Source organism: Amycolatopsis sp. NPDC003676 (genome assembly GCF_053587275.1).
This window is the reverse complement of record NZ_JBSFNS010000005.1, coordinates 160,876-184,325: the sequence shown is the minus strand read 5'-3', so window position 1 is coordinate 184,325 and position 23,450 is coordinate 160,876. Positions and strand designations below refer to the sequence as shown.

The following is a 23,450-nucleotide window of genomic DNA, read 5'->3' as shown; positions in this document are numbered from 1 at the left end:
AGTACCGATCGGTACCGAACCGTAGCACTTCCGGACCGATCGGTACCGAAGGGCTACACTGACGCGGTGACCAGTCAGGACAAGGCACCCATCGGCCGCCCACGCGGCTTCGACGCCAACGAGGCGCTGCGACGCGCCATGCTGGTGTTCTGGGAACAGGGCTACGAAGGAGCCAGTCTGGCCGACTTGACCGGGGCCATGGGCATTACGAAAACCAGCATGTACGCGGCTTTCGGCAACAAAGAACAGTTGTTCCGCAAGGCTCTAGCCCTCTACGACGAAGGCCCCGCCTCCTACGGCCCGCGAGCCTGGGCAGAACCGACCGCCGCCAAGGTAGCCGCCGCAATCCTCAACGGCGCCGTCGAAGCAACGACCGCTCCTGATTGCCCACCCGGATGCCTGGGCGTCCAGGGCTCGCTGGCAGCAGGCGAACTAGGCCTCCCCGCACGCGAATTGCTAGTCGAATGGCGCAATGCCGCCCGTCGAGCCCTAGAGAAACGCTTCCAGCGCGCCGTAGCCGAACACGACCTGCCCCCGACCGCCGACCCGGCCCGCCTAGCCCGCTACATCATGACGGTCGCCTTCGGCATCGCCGTAGAAGCAGCCAGCGGCGCGAGCCGAGAAGAGCTGCAGGAAGTCGCTGACGCGGCCCTGTCCAACTGGCCGGAACTTCAGCGCCCACAGTAAAGATCAACCGCGACAGTCATCCGCTCCCGAAACTCGTCGCGAGTCTCCGCGTCGTACTTGATGCCGACCGCCGTACTGATCAACGTCCCAGCCACGTCAGCAGCGGAGCGCCCACCGATCGCCTCGATAACAAGCACTCGAAACTGCTTCGGATATTCCGCTGGCATGTCACCGAGCAAGTCAGGATTCGAGTCGATCAGGACGCCGATCTCCGCAGCCATCGCCCCGACGTAGCGCCCGGCCCAATGATCAAACGCCTCAATCAACCGTTCCCGCAGCGGTCGCCGCGAATCGGCGAGAGCGTTCCGCGCCGCGGAGATACTGCCGTCAAGCGAATGCCGCACAGTCGCGCGAAACAACTCCGGCTTGGACGAGAAGTAGAAATACAGCCCAGGACGCGAGATGTCCGCCGCCTTCGCGACGTCGTCCATCGACGCCTTGCGATACCCGTACCGCGCGAAAACCTCCAACGCCGAGTCCAGCACGTGCGTACGCCGATCGCTGCCCATGGACGCACTATACAAGTTTCACCTAATCCGTATAGTTCGAAGGGTGCCTCAACCCTCCCGCCTCCACACCGCCTTAGACGCCACGAGCACCCCCGCCCACGTCGCCGCAGACCAGACCCGCGCGGCCTGCAACGCCACCGGTGCCACCACCGGGGTCGCCGGAAACCTGCCCGACACAGCCATCAATGCCACCGGAACCGCCACCGACGTCGGCGCAGGCCTGATCCACACTGCCTGCAATGCCACCAGCGCTGCCGCCGATATCGGCACAGACCTGGTTCACGCGGCCGTCGATGCCACCGGCACCGCCGATGTCGGCGCAGACCCCATCCACTCGGCCGTCAATGCCACCGCCGCCACCGACGTCGCCGCACACCTGATCCACAAGGCCGTCGATGCCATCAGCGCCCCCACCGACGTCGCCACAGACCTCATCCGCACGGCCTTCGACGCCACCAGCGCCGCCGCGGACGTCGTCGCAGGCCTGGACCTCACCGGCATCCGCGCCGTCGTCACCGGTGCCACATCTGGCCTAGGCCGCGAAACAGCCCGCGCACTTGCCTCAGCCGGCGCCGATGTCACCTTGGCCGTGCGCGACCTTTCTGCGGGCAAAAAGGTCGCCGACGCCATCGCGACGTCCACCGGAAACCACGCCGTCCGTGCCGCGCACCTGGAACTGGCCGACCTCGCCACCGTCGCCCACTTCGCCGTCACCTGGGACGGCCCGCTGCACCTGCTGATCAACAACGCCGGCGTCATGCGCCCAACGCTGGGCCGCACCCCGCAGGGCTGGGAACTGCAGTTCGCGACCAATCACCTAGGCCACTTCGCACTGGCACTGGGCCTGCGCGACGCCCTGACCGCCGGCGCGAACGACCGAGGATCGGCCCGGATCGTCGCACTGACCTCCGGCGCGCACATGTACTCATCTGTTGTCTTCGATGACATCCACTTTACCCGGAGAGCCTATGACCCCCAACTGGCTTACGGACAGTCGAAAACGGCCAACTCGCTGTTCACGGTGGAAGCGACCCGCCGATGGGCAGCCGACGGAATCGTCGCCAACGCAGTCAACCCAGGCGGAGTTTCCACTGGCCTGCAACGAGATTTCACCCAAGACATGAAGGACCACCTAGACCGTCTGGAAGCCGCTGGAGTCTTCGCCTACAAGACCGTCGAACAAGGCGCAGCCACCACACTCGTCGCCGCGACCGCCCCAGAATTCGCCCATAACGGTGGTCATTACCTGGACGATGGCAACGAAGCCGAGACAGTCCCCGACGACGCCGACTTGGCGGACAACAGCCACGCCGTCAAACGTTGGGCCCGCGACGAGACGACCGCGCGGAGACTGTGGGAGGTGTCCCTGGACCTGGTCCGCCAACACTGACCGGATGCCCCAAGCTGTTCGCCTCGCATCGCTGATTTCCGCCGTAGACAAGAAAATCGAGGTCGCGGATCTCTAATTGTCCTTGCGAGCGGCGAACTCTGCATCCAAGGCTGTCCTCGACACCGGTCGGACTTACTGGGGCGCAGGGTTGTTGTGCAGGAGCCAGCTTCATCGCTGGCGTTTCCATGCCACCCCGTCAGGCCGTCCGAAACTCCGGTCACATCGGCCGCCCTAATGGTCAGGCCGTCGGCCGCCCCGCGCCCGCGTAGTCGTCGCCCGGCTTGCGATACGGATGAACCTGCACCGCCTGCCCAGTCTGCGGCGCGTCGATCATCTGCTGGTTCCCGATGTAGAGCCCCACATGATGGATCTTCGTCGTCGGCGCACCGTAGAAGATCAAATCGCCCAATTGGGGTTCGCTCACATGGGCAACGCTGCGAAACTGCGTGTCCGCCGTCCGCATCAGCTTGACGTCAGCGCTCGCATAGGCCGCGGTCGTAAGGCCGGAACAGTCAAAACCAGGGTCAGCGTCGCGGGTCCCGTTGCCACCCCAAACGTACGGCAGTCCAATCTGGTCAATCGCGAAGTCGACCGCCGTGAGCACCGCCGGATTGGGCGGCTGCTCGCTCTGTCCGACCGTGCCGTAGACATTGGTTGTCGCAAGCGTCCGATGCAGAACCACCGGCGCCGGCTCCAGCGTGGCGACCCCGTTCCACCAGTCTGTCGCCAGATCGCGGCCATTCGCGCAGAGCGCACGTCCAGCCGTGAGCGCCGAATCGTCGATGTTCTGAATGTCAGGCTTCCCGCCGGACGCACTCCGCTGCCACTTGCTCCACACTGCGGGAGACAGCTGCAACGGCCCAGCCGCTCCAGGCGTCGAAACGGTTCGGTGATAGAAGTCGAGAACCTCAACCGTGCCAAGCGGTTTCGCGAGAGTCCCGTTCTCCTTGACTTGATTACCCTGTGCCCGCCCATGGTCGCTGGTGATCTTCCCGATCGCGGCGAGAGTGATCCAGGACAGGTGACAATCTGGCTGTTCCTTGCTGAGCGTGACAGTCGCCTGCGCGTACCCGTTCATCGCCCGCAACGGAATGTCGAGCCACTGACTGGTTCGAGACGCCCACGCCCCGAACTCCCCAGCCCGCGGCACCCCAGGCTGAACCGGCACCACGGACGACGGCGCAGGGGAAGCCGGAACGGTCTTCGAGGTAACCGGAGTCACCGACGATGTCGCCGCGACGTTCCCGGAATTCGCGTCACTGGCCCTGTCCGGCAAAACCTGCACCGCGACGGCCAACGCCGCAACGACCACCACAACCGCCGCCAGCGCGACAACAGCCCGCCGGTTCCGCGCGAGAAAACCCTGCTTCGCAGAGCCCGCGACCCCTCCGCCACCCGACGCCTGGGATCCGTCGCCACTAAACGGCGACGCACTGGTCAGCTCGGGTACTTCGCCATTCGGCGACGACTCGCTGCCCGGCTCAGGCACGTGGCCGCTCAGCGGCGAAGCGCTGGTCAAGTCGGCCGTGCTGCCACTCAACGGCGAGGCGCTGGTCAAGTCGGCTGCGTCGCCACTCAACGGCGAGGCGCTGGTCAAGTCGGCTGCGTCGCCACTCAACGGCGAAACGCTCGTCAACTCGGCTGCGTCGCCACTCAGCGGCGAAGCACTGGTCGGCTGAGATACGTCGCCGCCCGACGGCGAGGCAGCACCCCGCTCAGCCATTTCGCCGTTCAGCGGCGAATCAGAGATCGATCCAATCGCGTCGCCGTTAGGCGGCGAAACAGCATCTGGCCCGGGGTCGTCTCCACCCAGCGGCGAAGCACTGATCAACTCAGACGCATCACCACCCAGCGACGACTCATCAGCCCCAGAAGTTTCGCCACTCAGCGGCGACACCCTGGTCGACCCACGATTCTCGCCGTCGACCGGCGACGCCCCGCCCACGAACGAACCCCCGGCGCCGACCGATTCACTGCCCGCCGGCGACGCCCCGCCCGCCGCCGACCCGGCCGATTCGCCACTCACCGGCAACGAGCCCGCGTCCCCAGGCTCGCCACCACCTCGACCCGTGACCGCACCAGGCGTGACCTGCGATTCGCCATCCAGCGGCGATCTCCCGGCCCCCTCCATCACCGGCCCCCGGCGAGTCTCGACAACACGAACTCGCGCAGCGCATCCAACTCTGTATCCACAGCCACCTCGACCGGCCGCCCGGTCGCCGCGGTCGGGACCGCCCGCCGGTCGACGATCGTCATGCCGCGGGTCGGGCCGAGGCCGGAGTCGATGTCGACCGGGTAAGTCTCCGTGCGCAGGATGCCCGGCCGGATCGCCTCGGCGACGGCCACCGCGTCGTGCATGACGATGCCTTCGTAACCGAGCACCTTGCGGTAGTGCGCGAGGTAGTCCGGAGTGAACGAGTCCAGCGCCTGCCCAACCGGTCCGGATGCGGCGAGCTTCGCCAGCCACGCGCTGTCGACCGCGCATCGGTGAGTGAGATCGAGGGGGACCATCACGCATGGGACGTCGTCCTCGGCGAGCACGCGACGCGCCGCGTCCGGGTCGGCCCAGATGTTGAATTCGGAGACCGCGGTCGAGTTGCCAAGGGCGAGCGCGCCGCCCATCAGGACGATCCGCGCGATTTTCGAACGCACCCCGGGGTGGGCCGCGAGCAGGGCGGCGATGTTCGTGAGCGGCCCGATGGGCGCGATGGTCACCGGTTCGTCCGAGGCTTCGAGCAGCGAGACCATCAGGCTGACCGCGTCGGAATCCTCGAGCGGGCGGGTGGCGTCGGGCAGCGAAGCGGCGTGCCCGGAAAGCCCGTCGGAACCGTGGACGGTGCTCGCCCGGTGCAACTCGCGGTAGAGGAGCGGCCGCGAGGCACCCGCGGCTACTGGCACGTCCGGGCGGTCGCACAGCTGCAGCAGCCGTCGCGCGTTCGAGGTTGTCGTGGTCAGCGGCACGTTGCCGAAGACCGTCGTCACGCCCAGCAGGTCGACGTCCGCCGACCTCGCGGCCAACGCGATCGCGAAAGCATCATCGACGCCGGGGTCGGTGTCGATGATCAGCTTGGTCCCCATCGTGCTCCCCTTGCGTGCGGCTGGCCGTCGTCCACAGGTTACGGTCAAGGGCATGACGTCGATGTGGGGTGCGCCCGCGTTGTCGCGCGTGCGCGCCTGGCGGCGGGCCCGGCGGGACCCGCACCAGGCGAAGTTCCTGACGGCCGACTCGCTGCGCTGGGTGCTGCGCAATCGCGCGTACACGCCGTGGTACCTCGTGCGCTACTACCGGCTGCTCAAATTCCGCGTCGCGAACCCGCACATCATCCTGCGCGGCATGCTGTTCCTCGGCAAGAACGTCGAGATCCACTGCCGCCCCGGGTACGGCCGGATGGAGATCGGCCGCTGGGTGCACATCGGCGACGGCAACGCCATCCGCTGTCACGAGGGGTCCCTTCGCATCGGCGACAAGTCGGTGTTCGGGCGGCAGAACGTGATCAACTGCTACCTCGACATCGAGCTCGGCGCCGCGACGCTCGTCGCCGACTGGGTGTACATCTGCGACTTCGACCACGTGACCGCGGACATCCACGTGCCGATCAAGGACCAAGGCATCGTCAAGTCGCCGGTCCGGATCGGTCCGGACACGTGGCTCGGCACGAAGGTCAGCGTCCTCAAGGGCACGCGCATCGGCCGCGGCAGCGTCCTCGGCGCGCACGCGGTCGTGCGCGGTGACATTCCGGACTACTCGATCGCGGTCGGTTCACCGGCACGGGTGGTCCGCAATCGCGAGGACGACTACGCCGCGGATGCGGCCCGCCGCGAGGCAGTCGCCGACATGGCGCGCAAGGCGAACAAGGCATTGCAGAAGACGCTCGGCGACAGCTGACGTAGCGCGGCCGTCCGTCCGGTTCAGCCGCGAAAATAGCCTGACAGCGTCGATACCTTCGCCTTATGAGCGAAGCCCTGCGCCGGCACGTCGCCGCCTTCAACGACCGCGACCTTCAAGGTCTCCTCGACGGCTTCACCGACGACGCCGTCTGGATCACCGGCAGCAGCGTCGTGCGCGGACGCGCGGAACTCACCGAACTGTTCAGCGGTGCGATGGAACAACTTCTCCCGACGTTGACGGTCGAGAACGTTCTCGCGGACGGTGATCAGATCGCCGCCCAATTGACTGAGCGCCTCACCCACAACGGCGAGAACCACGTCTTCGCCATCGCTGGTTTCTATCGGCTGTCCGGAGACCGCATCAAATCGGCGAAGATCTACCGCGAGGGCAGCGCTGAACTCGGCTGACCGGCGTTGCCGTTTTTTGGCGAATCACTCTGGCCTGCGGAAACGCGGGTCTAAGAGGCTCGATACGCCGGTCGATGTCAGGCATCGAGCTGTCTTGATCCGTTCGCCGCGGTGCGACGGCGCTGACAGTGCTTTTGCCGCTACGTCGTCGATAGAGGCGGTCTTCGCGGTGGTGTAGGCAGCACGGTCAGTCCAGTAGCCGTTCAGCGGCAAACTGGCGACAACAGCGGACAGACCCTCCCGGCTGCCGGGTCTGTCGCCAGTCAGCGGCGAAACCAGAGAACCCAGCGACACCTCAGAGCAAGAAGTGGAACAACGGACTCCCCGGCTCCACCTGCTCCACCTGCAACGGGCTCTTCTCCAGCCGCGCCAGCAACCCTGGCAGGTCCGCTCGCCGAGGGATCTCGACCCCGATCAGCGCCGGTCCGATCTCCCGGTTGTTGCGCTTCACGTATTCGAACCGCGTGATGTCGTCCTCCGGTCCGAGGATTTCGTCAAGGAACCGCCGGAGCGCACCGGGTTCCTGCGGGAAGCTGACGAGGAAGTAGTGCTTCAACCCCTCGTGCATCAGCGAGCGTTCGAGGATTTCGCTGTATCGGCTGACGTCGTTGTTGCCCCCGGACACGATGCACACCACCGTCTGCCCCGGCTCGACCTGCACGCTCGTCCCGAGCGAAGCGGCCGCGAGCGCGCCCGCGGGTTCGGCGATGATGCCGTCCGACTGGTACATCGACAGCATCTCCGTGCACACCGCGCCCTCGGCGACGGACGTCAGATCCGCGCCGCTGTCCCGGATCAACGGGAACGTCACCTGGCCGGCCTCGCGCACCGCGGCACCGTCCACGAACGGGTCGACCGCGTCGATCCGCACCGGTTTGCCTGCATCGATAGCCGCCGCCATGCACATCGCGCCCGCAGGTTCGACGCCGACGACCCGGATGTCCGGATGCCGCTCGCGGACCCATGTCGCGACCCCAGCCAGCAACCCGCCGCCCCCGACCGGCACGACCAGGACATCGGGCACGAAGCCGAGCTGCGAAACCACTTCGAGCGCGACAGTGCCCTGGCCGGCGACAGTGCGGACGTCGTCGAACGCCGGCACGAGCGTCGCCCCCGTGCGGTGAGCGTCGTCCTTAGCCGCGGCGAATGCGTCTTCATACGTCTCGCCAACGACGATGACCTCGATGTGGGCACCGCCGAGCGCCGCAATGCGCTGACGCTTCTGGCGAGGCGTCGTACCCGGCACGTACACGCGACCGTTCGCCCCTAAACGGCGACACGCGTACGCGACACCTTGTGCGTGGTTGCCCGCGCTCGCACACACGACACCGCGCGCCCGCGTCGCAGCGTCGAGCTGCACGATGAAGTTGTACGCGCCGCGGATCTTGTACGAGCGCACCGTCTGCTGGTCTTCGCGCTTAAGCCAGACGCGCGCGTCTACGCGGGACGAGAGGCGCGCGTTGGGCTCAAGGGGCGTGCGTGTGACCACGCCCGCGAGCCGTTCGGCGGCCTGTTCGACCAGTTCTGCGTTCACCGTGTCGATGTCGTGCACTCGGGTGAATGTACTTCGCACCCGGTGACCACGTACGGGGCACTCACGTCACCGACCGCGTTCACGTCTTCGGAACCGCCGGGTACGGGACGAAGGTGCTGGTGTTTTCGTCGACTGTGAGCGGTTTGCCGATCGCCGGAAACGCGCGTTGCGAACATGCGGGCCGGTCGCACACTTTGCACCCCATGCCGATCGGCGTCGCGGCGGCGGGTTCGTCCAGGTCAAGGCCGGTTGAGTAGATCAGCCGGCCGGCGTGCCGCAGCTCGCAGCCGAGGCCGACGGTGAACGTCTTGCCCGGGCTGCCGTACCCGCCGATGTTGCGCGACACCGTCCGCGCGACCCAGAAGTACCGTTTGCCGTCCGGCAGCGCCGCGATCTGCGTGAGGATCTTGCCCGGCGAGGTGAAGGCCTCGTAGATGTTCCACAACGGGCAAGCGCCGCCGACGCGCGAGAAGTGAAAACCCGCCGCGGACTGGCGTTTCGACATGTTCCCGGCCCGGTCCACGCGCACGAACGAGAACGGCACGCCGCGCTGTTTTGGCCGCTGAAGAGTCGACAGCCGGTGGCAAGTGGTCTCGAAACCGACGCCGAAGTGGTCGCAAAGCCGTTCGATGTCGTACCGGAACTCCTCGGCCGCAGCGAGGAACGGGCTGTACGGCAGGATCAGCGCGCCAGCGAAGTAGTTCGCAAGGCCGACCCGAGCGAGCGTCCGCGCCGCGGGGCCAGAAAACGCCCACGAATCGGCCAGTTCGGTGATCAAGTCGTCGTATTCCAGCAACGCGATCTGGGACGCCATCCGGAACGCCTGCTGTCCGACCCGCAGGCTCGGCGCCAGCCGCAACACCCGCGTCGCCGGTTCGTACCGGTGCTGTTCACCTGCGGATTCGTTGATGCCCTCGCTGGTCACGTCGACGCCGTAGCGCTGCCACAGCCGTTCCTTGAGCGATCCGAGCACCGCTCCGCGTCGCAGCGGAATCTCAGCGGCCATCCGTTCAGCGCGCTCGTCGAGTTCGGCGACGTAGTTCTCCCGCTCGTAGAAGAAGTCGCGGACCTCCTCGTGCGGCAACGGCGCGGCGGCGCTCCCGTGCAGGCCCAGGCCGTTCTCAGTGGTCAGCGCGGCGGTGCTCTCGACCGCGTTGCGGTAGCTGCGGTGCAGTTTCACCAGCGCCTGGGCGATGGACGGCAAGTTGCTGGCCAGGTCGTTCAGCTCGCTCATGGTCGCTTCGACGCCCACGGCCTCGTCGAGCAGGGCTTCCTTCACGTCGGCGACAAGCCGCGAGGTGTCGTTGTTAGCGAAAAACTCCGTGTCGACGCCGAACGCCTGCGTGATCCGCAGCAGCACCGGCACCGTCAGCGGGCGCGAGTTGTGCTCGATCTGATTGAGGTAACTGGGTGAGATCTCGAGCACACGGGCGAGGTCCGCCTGGCTCATCGACCGGCTTTCGCGCAAATGCCGCAGCCGCGCCCCGGCGAAAGTTTTGTCCATGAGTGCTCCGTCCGGCCGGAAGGTTTCCGGGCCTGAACGATTACGTGAACGATCAAGCCCGCGAATTTTCGCTGCGGTTGCGAACGACAGATTCGCAACCTTTGCAACATGCTAGGCAATCTTCGCAGAAATTGGCAAATTGGAGCGGTAGACCAGGTTTTCGCGCTCGTGTCAGGGTCGTGACCAGGCAAGGCGAGCAATCGCAAACTTCGCAACACGGGAGAGTCCGATGACCGAGCAGGCCAATCAGCTCGAGCAGGCGGCGGCCGAGCTGGCCGAGCAGTGGAAGACCGACCCCCGCTGGGCGGGTGTCCAGCGGACCTACTCCGCCGCCGACGTGGTGAAGCTTCGCGGTTCGGTCGTCGAAGAGCACACCCTCGCCCGCCGCGGCGCGGAGAAGCTGTGGGAGCTGCTGCACAGCGAGGACTACGTCCACGCGCTGGGCGCCCTCACCGGCAACCAGGCCGTGCAGCAGGTGCGCGCCGGCCTGAAGGCCATCTACCTGTCCGGCTGGCAGGTCGCCGCCGACGCCAACCTCGCTGGCCAGACCTACCCGGACCAGAGCCTCTACCCGGCCAACTCGGTCCCGGCCGTCGTCCGCCGCATCAACAACGCGCTGGGCCGCGCCGACCAGATCAACTGGGCCGAGGGCAACGGCGACATCGACTGGTTCGCCCCGATCGTCGCCGACGCCGAGGCCGGCTTCGGCGGTCCGCTGAACGCGTTCGAGCTGATGAAGGGCATGATCGCGGCCGGTGCCGCGGGCGTGCACTGGGAAGACCAGCTCGCTTCCGAGAAGAAGTGCGGCCACCTCGGCGGCAAGGTCCTCATCCCGACCAAGCAGCACGAGCGCACCCTGAACGCCGCCCGTCTCGCCGCCGACGTGCTGAACGTGCCGTCCCTGGTCGTCGCCCGCACCGACGCGCAGGCCGCGACCCTGCTGACCAGCGACGTCGACGAGCGCGACCGCAAGTACCTCACCGGCGGCCGCACCTCCGAGGGCTTCTACGAGGTCAACAACGGCATCGAGCCGTGCATCGACCGCGGCCTGGCCTACGCGCAGTACGCCGACCTGCTGTGGATGGAGACCTCCACGCCGGACCTCGAGGTCGCCCGCAAGTACGCCGAGGCGATCAAGGCGCAGTACCCGGACCAGATGCTGGCCTACAACTGCTCGCCGTCGTTCAACTGGAAGAAGCACCTCGACGACGACACCATCGCGCGGTTCCAGCGCGAGCTCGGCGCCATGGGCTACAAGTTCCAGTTCATCACCCTGGCCGGCTTCCACGCGCTGAACTACTCGATGTTCGACCTGGCGCACGGCTACGCCCGCGAAGGCATGAGCGCCTACGTCGACCTGCAGGAGCGCGAGTTCGCTTCGGAGGAGCGCGGTTACACCGCGACGAAGCACCAGCGCGAGGTCGGCACCGGCTGGTTCGACCTGGTGTCCACCGCGCTGAACCCGGAGAGCTCGACCACCGCGCTCAAGGGTTCGACCGAAGAAGACCAGTTCCACTGACGCACCCCGCGGGCCGGCGATTCCGGTCGCCGGCCCGCCCCTTCCCTTTCCCCCTTCGCGGAGGTACGAGATGGCTGACACGTTGAACACCCGCATCGAGGTCACCGGGCCCGCCGATGGCCGCTTCGCCGAGATCCTCACCCCGGCAGCACTGGACTTCGTAGCCAAACTCGACAACACCTTCGCCGGACGCCGCCGCGAACTCCTCGACGAGCGCCGCCGCCGTCGCGAGCGGCTGCAGTCGGGGGAGGAGCAGCTGGACTTCCTGCCGCAGACGCGGTCGATCCGCTCGGACGAGAGCTGGCACATCGCTCCGGTCGCGCCCGGTCTCGAGGACCGGCGCGTCGAGATCACCGGCCCGACCGACCGGAAGATGACGGTCAACGCGCTCAACTCCGGCGCGAAGGTGTGGCTGGCGGACTTCGAGGACGCGACCTCGCCGACCTGGCACAACGTCGTCGACGGCCAGCTCAACCTGTTCGACGCCATCCGCCGCAACATCGACTTCACCACCGAAGCCGGCAAGCGCTACACGATCGGCGACGACCCGGCGACGATCGTCGCCCGTCCCCGCGGCTGGCACCTGGTCGAGAAGCACATCCGCATCGACGGCCGCCCGGTTTCGGCGAGCCTCGTGGACTTCGGCCTGTACTTCTTCCACAACGCCCGGCAGCTCCTGGCGCGCGGCAGCGGTCCGTACTTCTACCTGCCGAAGCTGGAAAGCCACCAGGAAGCGCGGCTGTGGAACGACGTGTTCCTGCTGGCGCAGAAGGAACTCGGCATCCCGCGCGGCACCATCCGCGCGACCGTGCTGATCGAGACGATCACCGCGGCCTTCGAGATGGACGAGATCCTCTACGAACTGCGCGAACACGCGGCGGGTCTGAACGCCGGTCGCTGGGACTACATCTTCAGCGTCATCAAGAACTTCTCCGCGCACGGTGCTGACTTCGTGCTGCCGGACCGCGCCCAGGTGACGATGACGGTCCCCTTCATGCGCGCTTACACCGAACTGCTCGTCAGCACCTGCCACCGCCGCGGGGCACACGCGATCGGCGGGATGGCGGCGTTCATCCCGAGCAAGGACCCGGTCACCAACGAGAACGCGCTCGAAAAGGTCCGCCAGGACAAGGAACGCGAGGCCGGCGACGGCTTCGACGGCTCCTGGGTCGCGCACCCCGGTCTGGTCCCGGTGTGCCGCGAGGTCTTCGACAGTGTGCTCGGCGGCTGGCCGAACCAGCTCGGCAAGCTGCGTGAAGACGTGACTGTCGACGCTGCGGACCTGCTCGACGTCGCAAGCGCCGGCGGCGAGGTCACCGAAGCGGGTGTGCGAGCGAACATCAACGTCGCCCTCCGCTACATCGACTCCTGGCTGCGCGGCACCGGTGCTGCGGCGATCCACAACCTCATGGAAGACGCCGCGACGGCCGAGATCGCGCGGTGCCAGGTGTGGCAGTGGATCCGCAACGGCACGAAGCTCGAGGACGGCACGGCGCTGACCCACGAACTGGCCAGCGAGTTCCTGGACGACGAACTGGCGAAGGTCCGCGCAGACCTCGGCCAGTCGGCTCGCCTCGACGACGCCCGCGCGATCTTCACCGAGACCGCCCTCGGCGAGAAGCTGCCGAGCTTCCTCACGACGGTCGCCTACGCCCGGTACCTGACCGAGCGGTGACAAGCTCCGGTCGCCAGTGACCTGACCACCGGCGACCGGTTACCCCGCACCACATTTTGGGATGGTGCTGGGAACGGGTCCGGTGGCGGAGGCTCCCCGCCACCGGACCCGGGTCTTTCCGGACCCGCGCTTCTTTCGCCGCTGAGTGGCGAGAGGCGCGGGTTTTCGGTCTCCGCGGAGTTTTCTGACGCTCCGGGCTCGGGCTCTCGGTCCGGTGTCGGGGCTTCGCTCTGGGGTTTGGCCTGGGATTTGCTCACTTCTGGGTTTCATTTCGAGGTCGTTCGGTTCGTGCTGGCATCGCCTCGGCTTTCTGGCGCTCATACGGGGTTCTTGGCTCGATTCCTGGACCAACAGGCCGAGTCGGCCGTTCGTTCTCGGGTACTTGCTAGTGCCTGCCCGGCGAGTCCCGCTCGTTCCCCGGCCTGCTCATCTCGGACGCGTCCGGTAGCCCGATCCATCCGGCCAGGCCTGTCCCGTCGAACAGTCGCGGTCCGCGAGGGTCCTTGCCGAACCGAACGTCCGATCCGCTCAACCGGTACCCGGGCCTCGACCGTGCCAAGCCAACGCGCGTTCCGGACAGACGCCGCCGCTGAAAGGTAGATGCCTCACCAAGCCCGGCCGACGAACCTGAACGGGCCGCGCGGAAGTCTCCGATCCCGCGGCGGGGAGCCCGAACTACCATTGCCGCTCAGTGGCGAATACCTGGTCAACGCCACTTTTTGGGCAACCGGCGCGCCGCTGGCCGCCGCAGCTCGTTCCATCGGCAGCACCTTCAGCTCCCTCCGCTCATCTGCTGATCACCCCTTGCCTATTTGATTCGACATACATATATTGCACATGTAACTACCTGGGGGAGCGTCGCCGGCGAGGGTGCCGAGCAGCTTCCGATCTCACTCTCACCCGGAGAAACCATGCACTGGCTCTACCTCGGCATCGCTGTGTTCTTCGAGATCGCCTTCGCGCTCGGAGCCAACGCCACCGACGGGTTCACCAAGCTGTGGCCGTCGGTGTTCACGCTGGTCATGGCGGCTGGCGGGATCTTCTTCCTCAGCCGCGCCCTGCTGACCATGGACGTCGGCGTCGGCTATGCGATCTGGACCGGTCTCGGCTCGGTCGGCATCGTCCTGCTGGGCGCGCTGATCTTCAAAGAGAAGCTCAACTGGCGCAAGCTCATTGGGTTCGGCCTGGTGATCTGCGGCATCATCGGCCTTCAGCTGACCGGTGCCTGACTCTCTTCTTCCAGCCCCCGAAAGGATTTCCGTCGTGTCCGTTCAGCCCGAAGCAGCACCAGTCGTCGCACCGGAAAAGACGCAGACCAGTCGCCGAGCGTGGGGCATTCTCCTCTTCGCCGGTGTCTGCGAAATCGCGTTCGCCGTCAGCACGGACGGCAGTCGCGGCTTCACCAACCTGCCGTGGTCGATCGCCACCGTGATCACTGCCGCCGCAACGATTTTCACCCTCAGTCTGGCCTTGCGCACCATCGACGTCGGCGTCGGCTACGCGGTCTGGACCGGCATCGGCGCGAGCGGTGCGGCGATCTTCGGCGCGATCATCTTCGGCGAAAGCCTGGGACCGCTGCGCATTCTGTTCCTCGCAGTGATCATCACCGGAGTCATCTGCCTCAAACTCGCCGGCGGCTCAACCGATTCGGCGAAATCCGACGACTGACCGTATCCAGCCCGGCGTCCTGCTGACATCCGCCAGTTGTCGTCAACCTGCCTAGATCCGGCCACAGGCACGGTAATCCCGGTTTTTCACTACGCTGCACCGGCGCGGCTCCACTGTCTGAGACGAATCTGGAGGCCAGTCGAATGCCCATGGCAACGGTCAACGACCGCCCGATTTTCTTCTCCGACACCGGGGGAGACGGACCGGCCTTGTTGCTGGGACACGGCTACTTCCTGGACCACTCAACCTTCTCGCCGCAAGCAGAGATGCTCGCGCCGGAGCAGCGTCTGATCACCTGGGACGCCCGCGGCCACGGACAAACTCCGGACGACGACCCCAGCGCGCCATACACCTATTGGGACCAGGCCCAAGACGCACTCGGACTGCTGGACCACCTAGGCATCGAACGCGCCGTCGTAGGAGGATTGTCCCAAGGCGGCTTCACGGCGCTGCGGATTGCGTTGCTGGCACCTGAACGGATCGCAGGACTGGTGCTGTGGGACACCGAAGCAACACCGTGCGACCCAGCCGACAAGGCGGCCTACAGCGAAATGTTCGCAGCCTTACGCGAATACGGACCAATTGATGACCTCATCATACCCCTGTCTACGCAACTGCTCGGAAATTCCGCCCTTCGTGATGAGTTGTGCGCACGATGGCGTGCCGCACCCGCGCTGCCGCTGGGCCCGGCCGCACACTGCCTGCTGGAACGAGACGACGTCTCGAACCGCCTGGACGAAATCACCTGCCCGGCGCTGCTGATGTGGGGCGAGCAAGACGTTTCCCTCCCGCGCGACCGCATGGACCTGCTCAGCGAACGCCTCCCAAACGCCAGCGACGTCCACGTCATCCATGGCGCAGCCCACACTCCGACTCTGACCCATCCAGAGCAGGTCAACCCGTTGCTGCAACAGTTCCTGCAGACGTTGGCCTAACAGGTTCCGTCAAACACTCCGAGCCGGACTGGAGAACTGCGTAGCCGACGATTCGTCCAGTCCGCTCAATCAGATGCCTGGCTCTAGCCACCCCACTGCCGCGCAGCTCAACGGTCTCCCGAGGACGTGAGGCCTGACGAACACCCAATTGCATGCACGCACATGTGCTATACAAGAGGTCTCGGCACCACTTCTCGATGCCGGACAAGGTTCGCCGGAGAGGTCGTTCGCGTGGCCACCACACCTTCCCCTGGACGCAAGTCGGCAGGGGCGAAACTCACCACCCTCGGCGCGATGTGGCCTCGCATGATGGCCCTTCGCAGCCGCGTCGACCACGAGGTCGAGCAAGCCTTGCAACGGCAGTTGCACCTGGGTTTCTCGGAATTCGTCGCCCTGATGTCGCTGGCCGACCGGCCAGACGGCGAACTCCGCATGCAGGAACTGGCTGATGCGACGTCGCTCAACCAGAGCTCCGCGACACGCCTCGTCGGCCGCCTCGAGCGTACCGGGCTCACCGAACGACGTCTCTGCGAATACGACCGCCGCGGCGTCTACACCGGAATCACCGACGCCGGACGCGTCACGTTGCGCAAAGCCGTCCCGGTCTACGAAGCCGCCCTGGCGAGCGCTTTCGACCGCGTGGCAGCAGACCCCGACTACCGCGACCTGATCGCCGCCGTCGACCCCCGCTGACAAGCTGCCCTGACCAGGCATTAGCCACTGAGCGGCGAATCTCGTGAACCGCCGTCGACCAGCGCGTCCTAAACCTCGAACGCGTTGCCCGTCGCGATCTTCGGCCGCCCCAACTCCACCGGTTCGCCGACACGCGCCCGCCGGTAAACCTCGACGGTCGCCTCCGCGATCCGCCCCCAATCGAAGTCCGCACCGAGCCGAGCCTGCGCCGCACGCGCCCGTCGAGTCGCGGCCGGAACGTCGCTCAGGACAGTCGTCACAGACGAGGCGAGCCCGGTGACATCACCCGGCGCGAACGCCAGACCGGTCTCGCCATCGATGACAACCTCACCAAGCCCGCCCGCGGTCGAAGCCACCAACGGTGCCTTCGCAGCCGCGGCCTCCAGCGCAACGATCCCGAACGGCTCGTACCGGCTAGGCAGCACGACCGCATCGGCAGCGGCCAGGAGAGCGCGCAGGTCGCGGTCGGAGAGATGACCGACGAAGTCCACCGCCCGGCGAATCCGCAGCTTTCGGGCCTGTGCGACGAGTTCGTCGTGATGTCGCCCTTTTCCGGCAACAACCACTCGAGTCCCCGGGAACTGACGGCGGATCCGGGGCAGCGCGGCCAGCAGATCTTGCACGCCCTTTTCCCACTCCAGCCGGCCGAAGAACAGCAGGAACGGAGCACCGTCCGGACTGTGCTGCTCCCGCATCCTCGCGACCTCGCCGGACGATACGCGCCAACTGCGGCCCTCGATGCCGTTGTGGATCACCGCGACGTCGGCCGGGTCGATCTCGAAGAGGTGCGCGACCTCTTTGCGCATGGCTTGCGAACAGGTGATCACCGCGTCGGCGCGATTGGCCAGCCACCATTCGACCGAATGCACCTGCTGGTTGAGCGGGTGCGACAGCCATCCCGAATGCCGGCCCGCTTCGGTCGCGTGGATTGTCCCGACGAGCGGCACCCGAGCAGTCTCAGCGACAGCGATCGCCGGATGCGTGACCAGCCAATCGTGGGCATGGACGACGTCGGGTTGCCACGTGCGGAGCAAATCCTGTGACGCCCGGATCATGGCGTGGCCCATGGCGAGCGTCCACGCGACGAGATCCCGCTCGAAGGTCAGGTGCATCGGATCCTCGGCGACGCGGACGACCCGGACCCCCTCGATGACCCGATCGCTGCGCGGATGGGTCGACGCGTCGGTGCCCGCGGTGTGCCGGCAGAGGACGACTACCTCGTGGCCCTGCTGCGCGAGGTGCCGCGCCAGCGCGTGAACGTGCCGGGCCAGCCCGCCGATGACCACCGGCGGATACTCCCAGGACAACATCAGCACGCGCATGGCCCGAGGTTACTCGCCAGTCGCTTACCCTCCGGGGCGGCCGCCCGAACGACCGCCGGAAAGCCGCGCTGACACCCAGCGGAAAGTGCCCGAGCAATGAAGAATCCGCTGGTCAGAGCGTTTCGCCAAAAAACGGCAACAGCTCTGATTGGCCGGTCGGCCAGCCCGCACCGACAACATCCGCGCAGCTCAGCACTGCTGTCCCGGGCTGGCAACGACCGCCAAGCCGATGCGCGAGTTCCTACCGCAGTCACCTGCTGAGACCGCCGCCGTTACCTGATGCAGACAAGCCTGCTCCCGGGCGCTGAAGCGGGCTCGCCAGCGGCTGACCAGCCATTAGCCACTGAACGGCGAAACGGTCGTCGACACCAGCTCCACTGCGCCGCCGCAGGAGGCTCCACCGAGGACCAGCCATCAGCCGCCGACCGTCGCCGTCGACATCGGCCCGTCGATCAGGACCCGTTCACCGGCCGCCCAAGCATCACTCAAGCGGTGCCGCGGATCGCGATTCTCTGCCACCATGATCGGTGATGACTCCAACAGAGCCCGAATGGCAGCGCGCGGATCCGCCGCTGACCACACCGTGGACCGACCGAGTCGACCCGGCCGCGGTGCTGCCCGAGTACCCGCGTCCTCAGCTGAGCCGGCCGGAATGGCTGAGCCTCAACGGCATCTGGGAGTACGCAGGCTGGCCTGCCTCGCCCGCGGCGCCGCGACCCATCGGCTACAGCGAGCGCATCCTGGTTCCCTTCGCGCCGGAATCCGCGCTCTCCGGAATTGGCCGACGCGACGAAGTGCTGTGGTACCGGCGGTTGTTCGAGATCCCGGAAAGCTGGAGCGGGCGACGGGTGTTGCTGCATTTCGGTGCAGTCGACCAGAAAGCCGAAGTGCGGGTCAACAACCAGACGGTGGTCACCCATGAGGGCGGATACACGTCGTTCTCAGCGGACATCACGGACGCGCTCCGTGCATCAGGACCGCAGGAAATTACCGTTCGCGCAGAGGACTGTACGGACATCGAGCCGTACCCGATCGGCAAGCAGCGCAACGAACCTGGCGGTATCTGCTACACGCCGACGTCGGGAATCTGGCAGACCGTGTGGGTCGAGCCGGTGCCGAACGAGCGCATTTCCGCCCTCGAAGTCACCTCGGACCTGTCGGGTGTCTCGGTGTTCCCGCAGGTCACCGGCGGTATACAAGTGGAGTTGATCGTTTCGCCGCAAAACGGCGACGAGGCGGCGCGCGTTCGAGGCACCGCCGGCGCACGGCTGCGAGCCAACCTTCCAGAACCTCATCCGTGGTCTCCAGACGATCCGTTTCTCTACGACATCACCGTCCGTCTTCTGGACGCGCACGGTGATGCCCTGGACGAGGTCTCCAGTTATTGCGGCCTGCGAACGGTAGAAATCCTCCCGGATGTCGACGGACGGCCACGGATCGCGTTGAACGGCCGGATCACCTTTCTGCACGGGCCACTCGACCAGGGCTACTGGCCGGACGGCGGTTACACGGCTCCGACAGACGAGGCGCTCAGGTTCGATCTCGAGAAGACGAAGGAACTCGGGTTCAACCTGGTCCGCAAGCACGTCAAGGTCGAGCCCGCGCGCTGGTACTACTGGGCGGACCGGCTGGGTTTGGCTGTCTGGCAGGACATGCCGTCGCTGGTCGTCTCGTTCGCGGGCCCGCCCGGGCACGCGCCGGATCCGTTGCCCGAAGGACAACGGCGATTCGAGGCCGAGCTGCGGGAAATGGTCGCGCAGCTGAGCAATGTCACGTCGATCGTCGCCTGGGTGCCGTTCAACGAAGGCTGGGGCGAATTCGATACGGCCCGGATGGCGGCGCTCGTGAAGGACCTCGACCCGACCCGGCTGGTGATCGCTAACAGCGGCGTGAACTGTTGCTTCTCCCGCCCGGACACCGGGGCCGGCGACATCTACGACGACCACACGTATGTCGGGCCGGGGGAGCCGCACGAGGGGGACCATCGCGCATTAGCGGACGGCGAATACGGCGGCCTGGGCCTGGTCCTCGAAGACCACATTTGGCCAGGTCCGCCCAATGCCTACGAAATGACGACTGATTCGGCACACCTCACTCGCCGGTACGCGGAGGTGAGCGAACGCCTCGAAGGGTTGGTTTCCGAGCGGGGATTGTCCGGCGCGATCTACACTCAGACCACTGATGTAGAGAACGAAGTGAACGGCCTCCTCACCTACGACCGCCGAGTGCAGAAGCTCGACTTCGCCGACGCCGCGAACCACAACCGAGCGGTGATCGCGCGTGGCTCGTACCCAGAGGTGAAGACCGCTGCCGAGTTGGCTGACGAGGCTCCGGACAGCCGTTGACCTGCGGTTCGCCACTAAGCGGCAACACAAGATAGGCAGCCCCGCACAGGGGCTGCGGCCTGGGGGGCAAACCAGGCCGCCTTGCGATTCGCCGCTCACTGGCGACGAGCTGGCCGACGGCATATCGACGGTGGCGTGATGCCACCCCGACCGGAGGCGCTGCTTCGCGCCCTCGCCGGTCAGCGGCTACGGCGCTGCGGCGACCCGGCGGTGCCGAGTTTGCCTGTGACCGGCGACGGACGCGGCTGGGTGGTGCCGAGGCCGACGTTGCTGCGCGTGGCGACGTCTGTCCATGGTGACTTGAGTCTTCGGTCGGCAGTTGCCGCCGAGAGGCGACAACGCCGCGGGCGAGCCGACGTGAGGGAACACCAGACCTTTCGCCACTGAACGGCAACGGCGCGAACCCACGGCCAGCGGTATCTCCTCCGCAGAACCCGGCTGGCTCCGCGCCGGTAGTCAGTTGCCGAAAAACGGCGAATGCTCTCCGGCCAGGGTAAACGCAGGCCGGAGAGCACGACCGAAGCTCAAGCAGGCAGTGCCGCTTCGATCGCCGCGACGATCGTTTCGTCTTCAGGCTCCGTGCGCGGGCGGAAGCGGCCGAGCACTTTGCCGTCCGGGCTGATCAGGAACTTCTCGAAGTTCCACTGCACGTCGCCGGCTTCACCATCCGCGTCGGGCGTTTCCGTGATGCTCGCGTAGAGCGGGTGTCGGTCTTCGCCGTTGACGTCGATCTTCTCGAACAGCGGGAACGAAACTCCGTACGTGGTGGAGCAGAACGTCTGGATTTCCTCCGCGGTGCCTGGCTCTTGGCCGGCGAACTGGTTGCACGGGAACCCGACAACCGAGAAGCCCTTGTCGCTGTAGCGTTCCTGCAGTCGCTCCAAACCGGTGTACTGCGGCGTCAACCCGCACTTCGACGCCACGTTCACTACAAGCAGCGTCTTGCCGGCCAGCGGGCCGCCGAGAGTGGCGTCGTCGCCGGACAGCGTCTTGAGCGGCAGGTCGCGGATTCCCATGGAATTCCCTTCGATCGTCACGCGGAAGGACGGCGCAGGGCGCGCGCGTCCAGATGTCCGAACGGGCCGTCGGCCCGGCGGTATTCCTCGGCCAGGGCAAGCGCGCGAGCTCGATCCCCGCTGCGGATCAACCTTGCCAGGGCATCGAATCGTTCGGTGTGCACGCGGGCGCGTCGGCGGGCGTAGTCGGCGGCGGAGTCTTTGGTGACCATGAATGCCCAGTCGCTGGACAGCGCCATCATCGCCTCGGCGACGGCCTGGTCGGCAACGGTGTCGCGAGTGGTCCCATCCTGCTTGTCGACCAAGTCGAGGAGCCGGGTCTGCAGCGCGGTGTTGTCCTGCACCATGTCCGCGACCTGTTCGCCGTCCCAGACTCGCCAGTCCTTGCCAGAGCCCCACGAGGACGCGGGCAGTTGGACCGGCTCGCCCAGGTGGCCAGCCTCGAGCGCGCCGCGCAGCGTGGTCACGCGGACGCCTGCTTCGGGCAGCGCGCGCAAGATTCCTTCGAGCCACGCGGGACCCTCGTGCCACCAGTGCCCGAAGAGCTCCGTGTCGTAGGCAGCAACCACTAGCGATTCTCGGCCGTGTTGCTCACGGAGGGATCGCAGCCGTGCGACGACTGTTTCGACGAAATCCTTGACGTGAGAACCCAGAACGTCCGCGGCGAGCGCAGGGTCATACGGGGATTTATCTTGTGGCTCAACGGTTTTTCCGGTGACGCGCGACGCTTTCAGTCCGACTTCGTGCGCCCAGGTGTGGAAATCCCGGTACGCCGCATGGCCTGGATAGCCTGCTTTCGGCGACCAAACCCGGTACGTGACTTCGAGGTCGCGGCCGAAGCAGACGACGTCGGAGTCTCCGACGGGATGCGCGGCCGAGGTGTCACCATGGAGTGAAGGGCCGTCGACAAGGAAGCGTCGCACACCGGCGTCGTGATAATCTTGTTCCATTCCCGGTGCATAACCACATTCAGGTGCCCAAATACCCTCTTGTGCGCGGCCAATGCGCAGCGCGGTGTCCTCTAGCCCCGCCTGGAGGGCGAACCGTCGCACCCGCTGGTCCAGCAGCGGCTGGAACGGATGCGCCAGCGGTCCGCCGAGCAGCTCGATCGTGTCGCTGTCCACAAGCGACCGCAGGATCGGCGAAAAACCGTGCCGCCAGCGCGTTTCCAGCTCCTCGGTGGCGTGCATCGCGGCCTGGTGCTCGGCGGCAGCGAGGTTGCGCAGCAACGGATCGCCGTGCCAGAGCGTCGATGCGTGCTGCGTGCGCAGCTGCCAATGGCCGACCCAGTCGTGGCAGGCGCGGATGGCGTACGGATCGTCAAGCTGGGCGGCGAGCACTGGCGTCATGCCGAGCGTCAAGACGTCGCGTCGCCCCTCAGCGGCGAAACGGCGCAGCAGGTCGACGACCGGCAGGTACGAATGCGTCCACGCCTGGTACAGCCATTCCTCGCCGACCGGCCAGCTGCCATGGTGCGGCAGCCACGGCAGGTGGCTGTGCAGGACGAGGCAGAACGTGCCTTCGTGCTCGGACTTCCGGGCGCTCACGGGCGCACCGCCACGGCCACCAGGTCGAGGCTCGCGTCGAGGTCGTCGTCGTGCACGGAGAAGTCGTCGGCCCGGATCGCCGCGACGTCCGCGAGGAGGTCCGCGGGCCAGGTGGCCTGTCCGGGAAGGGAGCCCATTACGACGTCCAGCTGGGCGTCGATGATGGAGCCGCCGTAGCGGGTTTCGGTGGTACGCAGGTTTTCCGCGTGGTGCAGCCCGTTCAGCGCCGCGACGGTGAATCCGGCCGCGCGCAGCAGTCCGTCCAATTCGGACGGTGCCAGTTCGCGCGTGTGGAACGGGTTGAGCGGGGTGTCGCTGTCCGGAGTGAAAGTGAGCCGGTTCGGGGTCGTGACCAGCAGTTTCCCGCCCGGGCGCAGGACGCGGAAGCATTCGGCGAGAAAACCGCCCTGGTCCCACAGGTGCTCGATCACCTGGAAGTTCGCCACCACGTCGACGGCGCCGTCCCGCAGCGGGAGGTATGCCAGGTTCGCCCGCGCGACGGCGACATCCGGATACCGGCTTGCGACGTGCTCGGTGGTCGGCACGTCGTAATCCAGCGCGAGCACTCGGCGGGCGTGCTGGGCGATAAGCCCGGCCCCGTAGCCCTCGCCGCAGCCGGCTTCGAGCACTGTCGCGTCGGCGCAGTGGGGGAGGAGGGCGAGGTATGCGGCTTCATGGCGGCGGAACCAGTAATTCTCCTCGGGGATGCCGGGGACGGTTCGTTCGCCGGTGAGGTGCAGTGCCTCGGCCCGGGTGGCTGCGTTGGTCACCTGCGCGACCCTAGCGCCTGTCACGTTTCGCGCAGCCGTC

20 protein-coding genes are annotated in these 23,450 nt (G+C 66.6%); 11 read left to right on the top strand and 9 right to left on the bottom strand.

Annotated elements, in window-relative coordinates:
• Window positions 1–66: 66 nt before the first annotated feature.
• Complete coding sequence (locus tag ACWDNU_RS05100) at window positions 67–687, top strand: TetR/AcrR family transcriptional regulator (RefSeq protein WP_449667820.1); 621 nt, start codon at window positions 67–69, stop codon at window positions 685–687.
• Here ACWDNU_RS05100 and ACWDNU_RS05095 read toward each other — a convergent pair.
• Entirely contained in the window at window positions 672–1,196 is a 525-nt protein-coding gene (locus ACWDNU_RS05095) for a TetR/AcrR family transcriptional regulator (protein WP_449667819.1), read from the bottom strand. The two genes, ACWDNU_RS05100 and ACWDNU_RS05095, sit on opposite strands and share 16 nt — an antisense overlap.
• 43 nt (window positions 1,197–1,239) lie before the next feature.
• On the opposite strand from ACWDNU_RS05095, the gene ACWDNU_RS05090 reads away from it, so the two are divergent.
• Window positions 1,240–2,586 carry an SDR family NAD(P)-dependent oxidoreductase gene (locus tag ACWDNU_RS05090; protein ID WP_449667818.1) on the top strand — a complete coding sequence of 449 codons (1,347 nt, stop codon included), beginning with the start codon at window positions 1,240–1,242 and terminating at the stop codon, window positions 2,584–2,586.
• 238 nt (window positions 2,587–2,824) lie between these two features.
• Here the strand turns inward: ACWDNU_RS05090 and ACWDNU_RS05085 are convergent, their stop codons facing one another.
• Together ACWDNU_RS05085 and ACWDNU_RS05080 are read right to left on the bottom strand one after the other, a co-directional pair.
• Window positions 2,825–3,913 (bottom strand): C40 family peptidase, encoded by a 1,089-nt coding sequence (locus tag ACWDNU_RS05085; protein ID WP_449667841.1) that lies wholly within the window; start codon window positions 3,911–3,913, stop codon window positions 2,825–2,827.
• 803 nt (window positions 3,914–4,716) lie between these two features.
• The gene (locus ACWDNU_RS05080) at window positions 4,717–5,664 is read right to left on the bottom strand and encodes a nucleoside hydrolase (RefSeq protein ID WP_370939696.1); all 948 of its coding nucleotides are present in this window, start codon (window positions 5,662–5,664) and stop codon (window positions 4,717–4,719) included.
• Window positions 5,665–5,716: 52 nt separating this feature from the next.
• On the opposite strand from ACWDNU_RS05080, the gene ACWDNU_RS05075 reads away from it, so the two are divergent.
• Together ACWDNU_RS05075 and ACWDNU_RS05070 are read left to right on the top strand one after the other, a co-directional pair.
• On the top strand, window positions 5,717–6,472 hold the full coding sequence (locus tag ACWDNU_RS05075) for an acyltransferase (RefSeq protein ID WP_354739152.1): 756 nt from the start codon (window positions 5,717–5,719) through the stop codon (window positions 6,470–6,472).
• A 65-nt stretch (window positions 6,473–6,537) separates the two neighbouring features.
• Entirely contained in the window at window positions 6,538–6,882 is a 345-nt protein-coding gene (locus ACWDNU_RS05070) for a nuclear transport factor 2 family protein (protein WP_449667817.1), read from the top strand.
• Window positions 6,883–7,177: 295 nt separating this feature from the next.
• Here the strand turns inward: ACWDNU_RS05070 and ilvA are convergent, their stop codons facing one another.
• Both ilvA and ACWDNU_RS05060 read right to left on the bottom strand, forming a co-directional pair.
• Complete coding sequence (gene ilvA / locus ACWDNU_RS05065) at window positions 7,178–8,434, bottom strand: threonine ammonia-lyase IlvA (RefSeq protein WP_449667816.1); 1,257 nt, start codon at window positions 8,432–8,434, stop codon at window positions 7,178–7,180.
• A 61-nt stretch (window positions 8,435–8,495) separates the two neighbouring features.
• On the bottom strand, window positions 8,496–9,920 hold the full coding sequence (locus tag ACWDNU_RS05060; protein ID WP_370939692.1) for a short-chain fatty acyl-CoA regulator family protein: 1,425 nt from the start codon (window positions 9,918–9,920) through the stop codon (window positions 8,496–8,498).
• 229 nt (window positions 9,921–10,149) lie between these two features.
• On the opposite strand from ACWDNU_RS05060, the gene aceA reads away from it, so the two are divergent.
• The 6 genes from aceA (at window position 10,150) to ACWDNU_RS05030 (ending at window position 16,410) form a co-directional block, all read left to right on the top strand.
• Entirely contained in the window at window positions 10,150–11,439 is a 1,290-nt protein-coding gene (aceA, locus tag ACWDNU_RS05055) for an isocitrate lyase (protein ID WP_116198817.1), read from the top strand.
• Between the two features lie 70 nt (window positions 11,440–11,509).
• Window positions 11,510–13,114: a malate synthase A gene (gene aceB, locus ACWDNU_RS05050; protein WP_449667815.1), complete on the top strand. Its 1,605-nt coding sequence runs from the start codon at window positions 11,510–11,512 to the stop codon at window positions 13,112–13,114.
• Between the two features lie 911 nt (window positions 13,115–14,025).
• Window positions 14,026–14,343, top strand: a complete 318-nt coding sequence (locus ACWDNU_RS05045; RefSeq protein WP_370939690.1) for a DMT family transporter — start codon at window positions 14,026–14,028, stop codon at window positions 14,341–14,343.
• Between the two features lie 34 nt (window positions 14,344–14,377).
• Window positions 14,378–14,782 carry a DMT family transporter gene (locus ACWDNU_RS05040; RefSeq protein WP_449667814.1) on the top strand — a complete coding sequence of 135 codons (405 nt, stop codon included), beginning with the start codon at window positions 14,378–14,380 and terminating at the stop codon, window positions 14,780–14,782.
• Window positions 14,783–14,931: 149 nt separating this feature from the next.
• The gene (locus ACWDNU_RS05035) at window positions 14,932–15,717 is read left to right on the top strand and encodes an alpha/beta fold hydrolase (RefSeq protein ID WP_449667813.1); all 786 of its coding nucleotides are present in this window, start codon (window positions 14,932–14,934) and stop codon (window positions 15,715–15,717) included.
• A gap of 231 nt (window positions 15,718–15,948) precedes the next feature.
• Window positions 15,949–16,410: a MarR family winged helix-turn-helix transcriptional regulator gene (locus tag ACWDNU_RS05030; protein WP_116198813.1), complete on the top strand. Its 462-nt coding sequence runs from the start codon at window positions 15,949–15,951 to the stop codon at window positions 16,408–16,410.
• Between the two features lie 68 nt (window positions 16,411–16,478).
• Here the strand turns inward: ACWDNU_RS05030 and ACWDNU_RS05025 are convergent, their stop codons facing one another.
• Window positions 16,479–17,732, bottom strand: coding sequence for a glycosyltransferase family 4 protein (locus ACWDNU_RS05025; protein WP_449667812.1), 1,254 nt, complete (start codon window positions 17,730–17,732; stop codon window positions 16,479–16,481).
• Between the two features lie 530 nt (window positions 17,733–18,262).
• Here ACWDNU_RS05025 and ACWDNU_RS05020 point away from each other — a divergent pair.
• Window positions 18,263–20,077, top strand: a complete 1,815-nt coding sequence (locus ACWDNU_RS05020) for a glycoside hydrolase family 2 protein (protein ID WP_449667811.1) — start codon at window positions 18,263–18,265, stop codon at window positions 20,075–20,077.
• Between the two features lie 524 nt (window positions 20,078–20,601).
• On the opposite strand, the gene ACWDNU_RS05015 is transcribed toward ACWDNU_RS05020, so the two are convergent.
• Genes ACWDNU_RS05015 through ACWDNU_RS05005 form a run of 3 tightly spaced genes read right to left on the bottom strand, consistent with a single transcriptional unit; the run spans window position 20,602 to window position 23,410 of the window.
• Window positions 20,602–21,093 carry a glutathione peroxidase gene (locus tag ACWDNU_RS05015; RefSeq protein ID WP_449667810.1) on the bottom strand — a complete coding sequence of 164 codons (492 nt, stop codon included), beginning with the start codon at window positions 21,091–21,093 and terminating at the stop codon, window positions 20,602–20,604.
• 17 nt (window positions 21,094–21,110) lie between these two features.
• Window positions 21,111–22,640 (bottom strand): 1,4-alpha-glucan branching protein domain-containing protein, encoded by a 1,530-nt coding sequence (locus ACWDNU_RS05010; RefSeq protein ID WP_449667809.1) that lies wholly within the window; start codon window positions 22,638–22,640, stop codon window positions 21,111–21,113.
• Window positions 22,637–23,410: a methyltransferase domain-containing protein gene (locus ACWDNU_RS05005; protein ID WP_449667808.1), complete on the bottom strand. Its 774-nt coding sequence runs from the start codon at window positions 23,408–23,410 to the stop codon at window positions 22,637–22,639. Before ACWDNU_RS05005 ends, ACWDNU_RS05010 begins: the two co-directional genes overlap by 4 nt.
• Window positions 23,411–23,450: the final 40 nt, after the last annotated feature.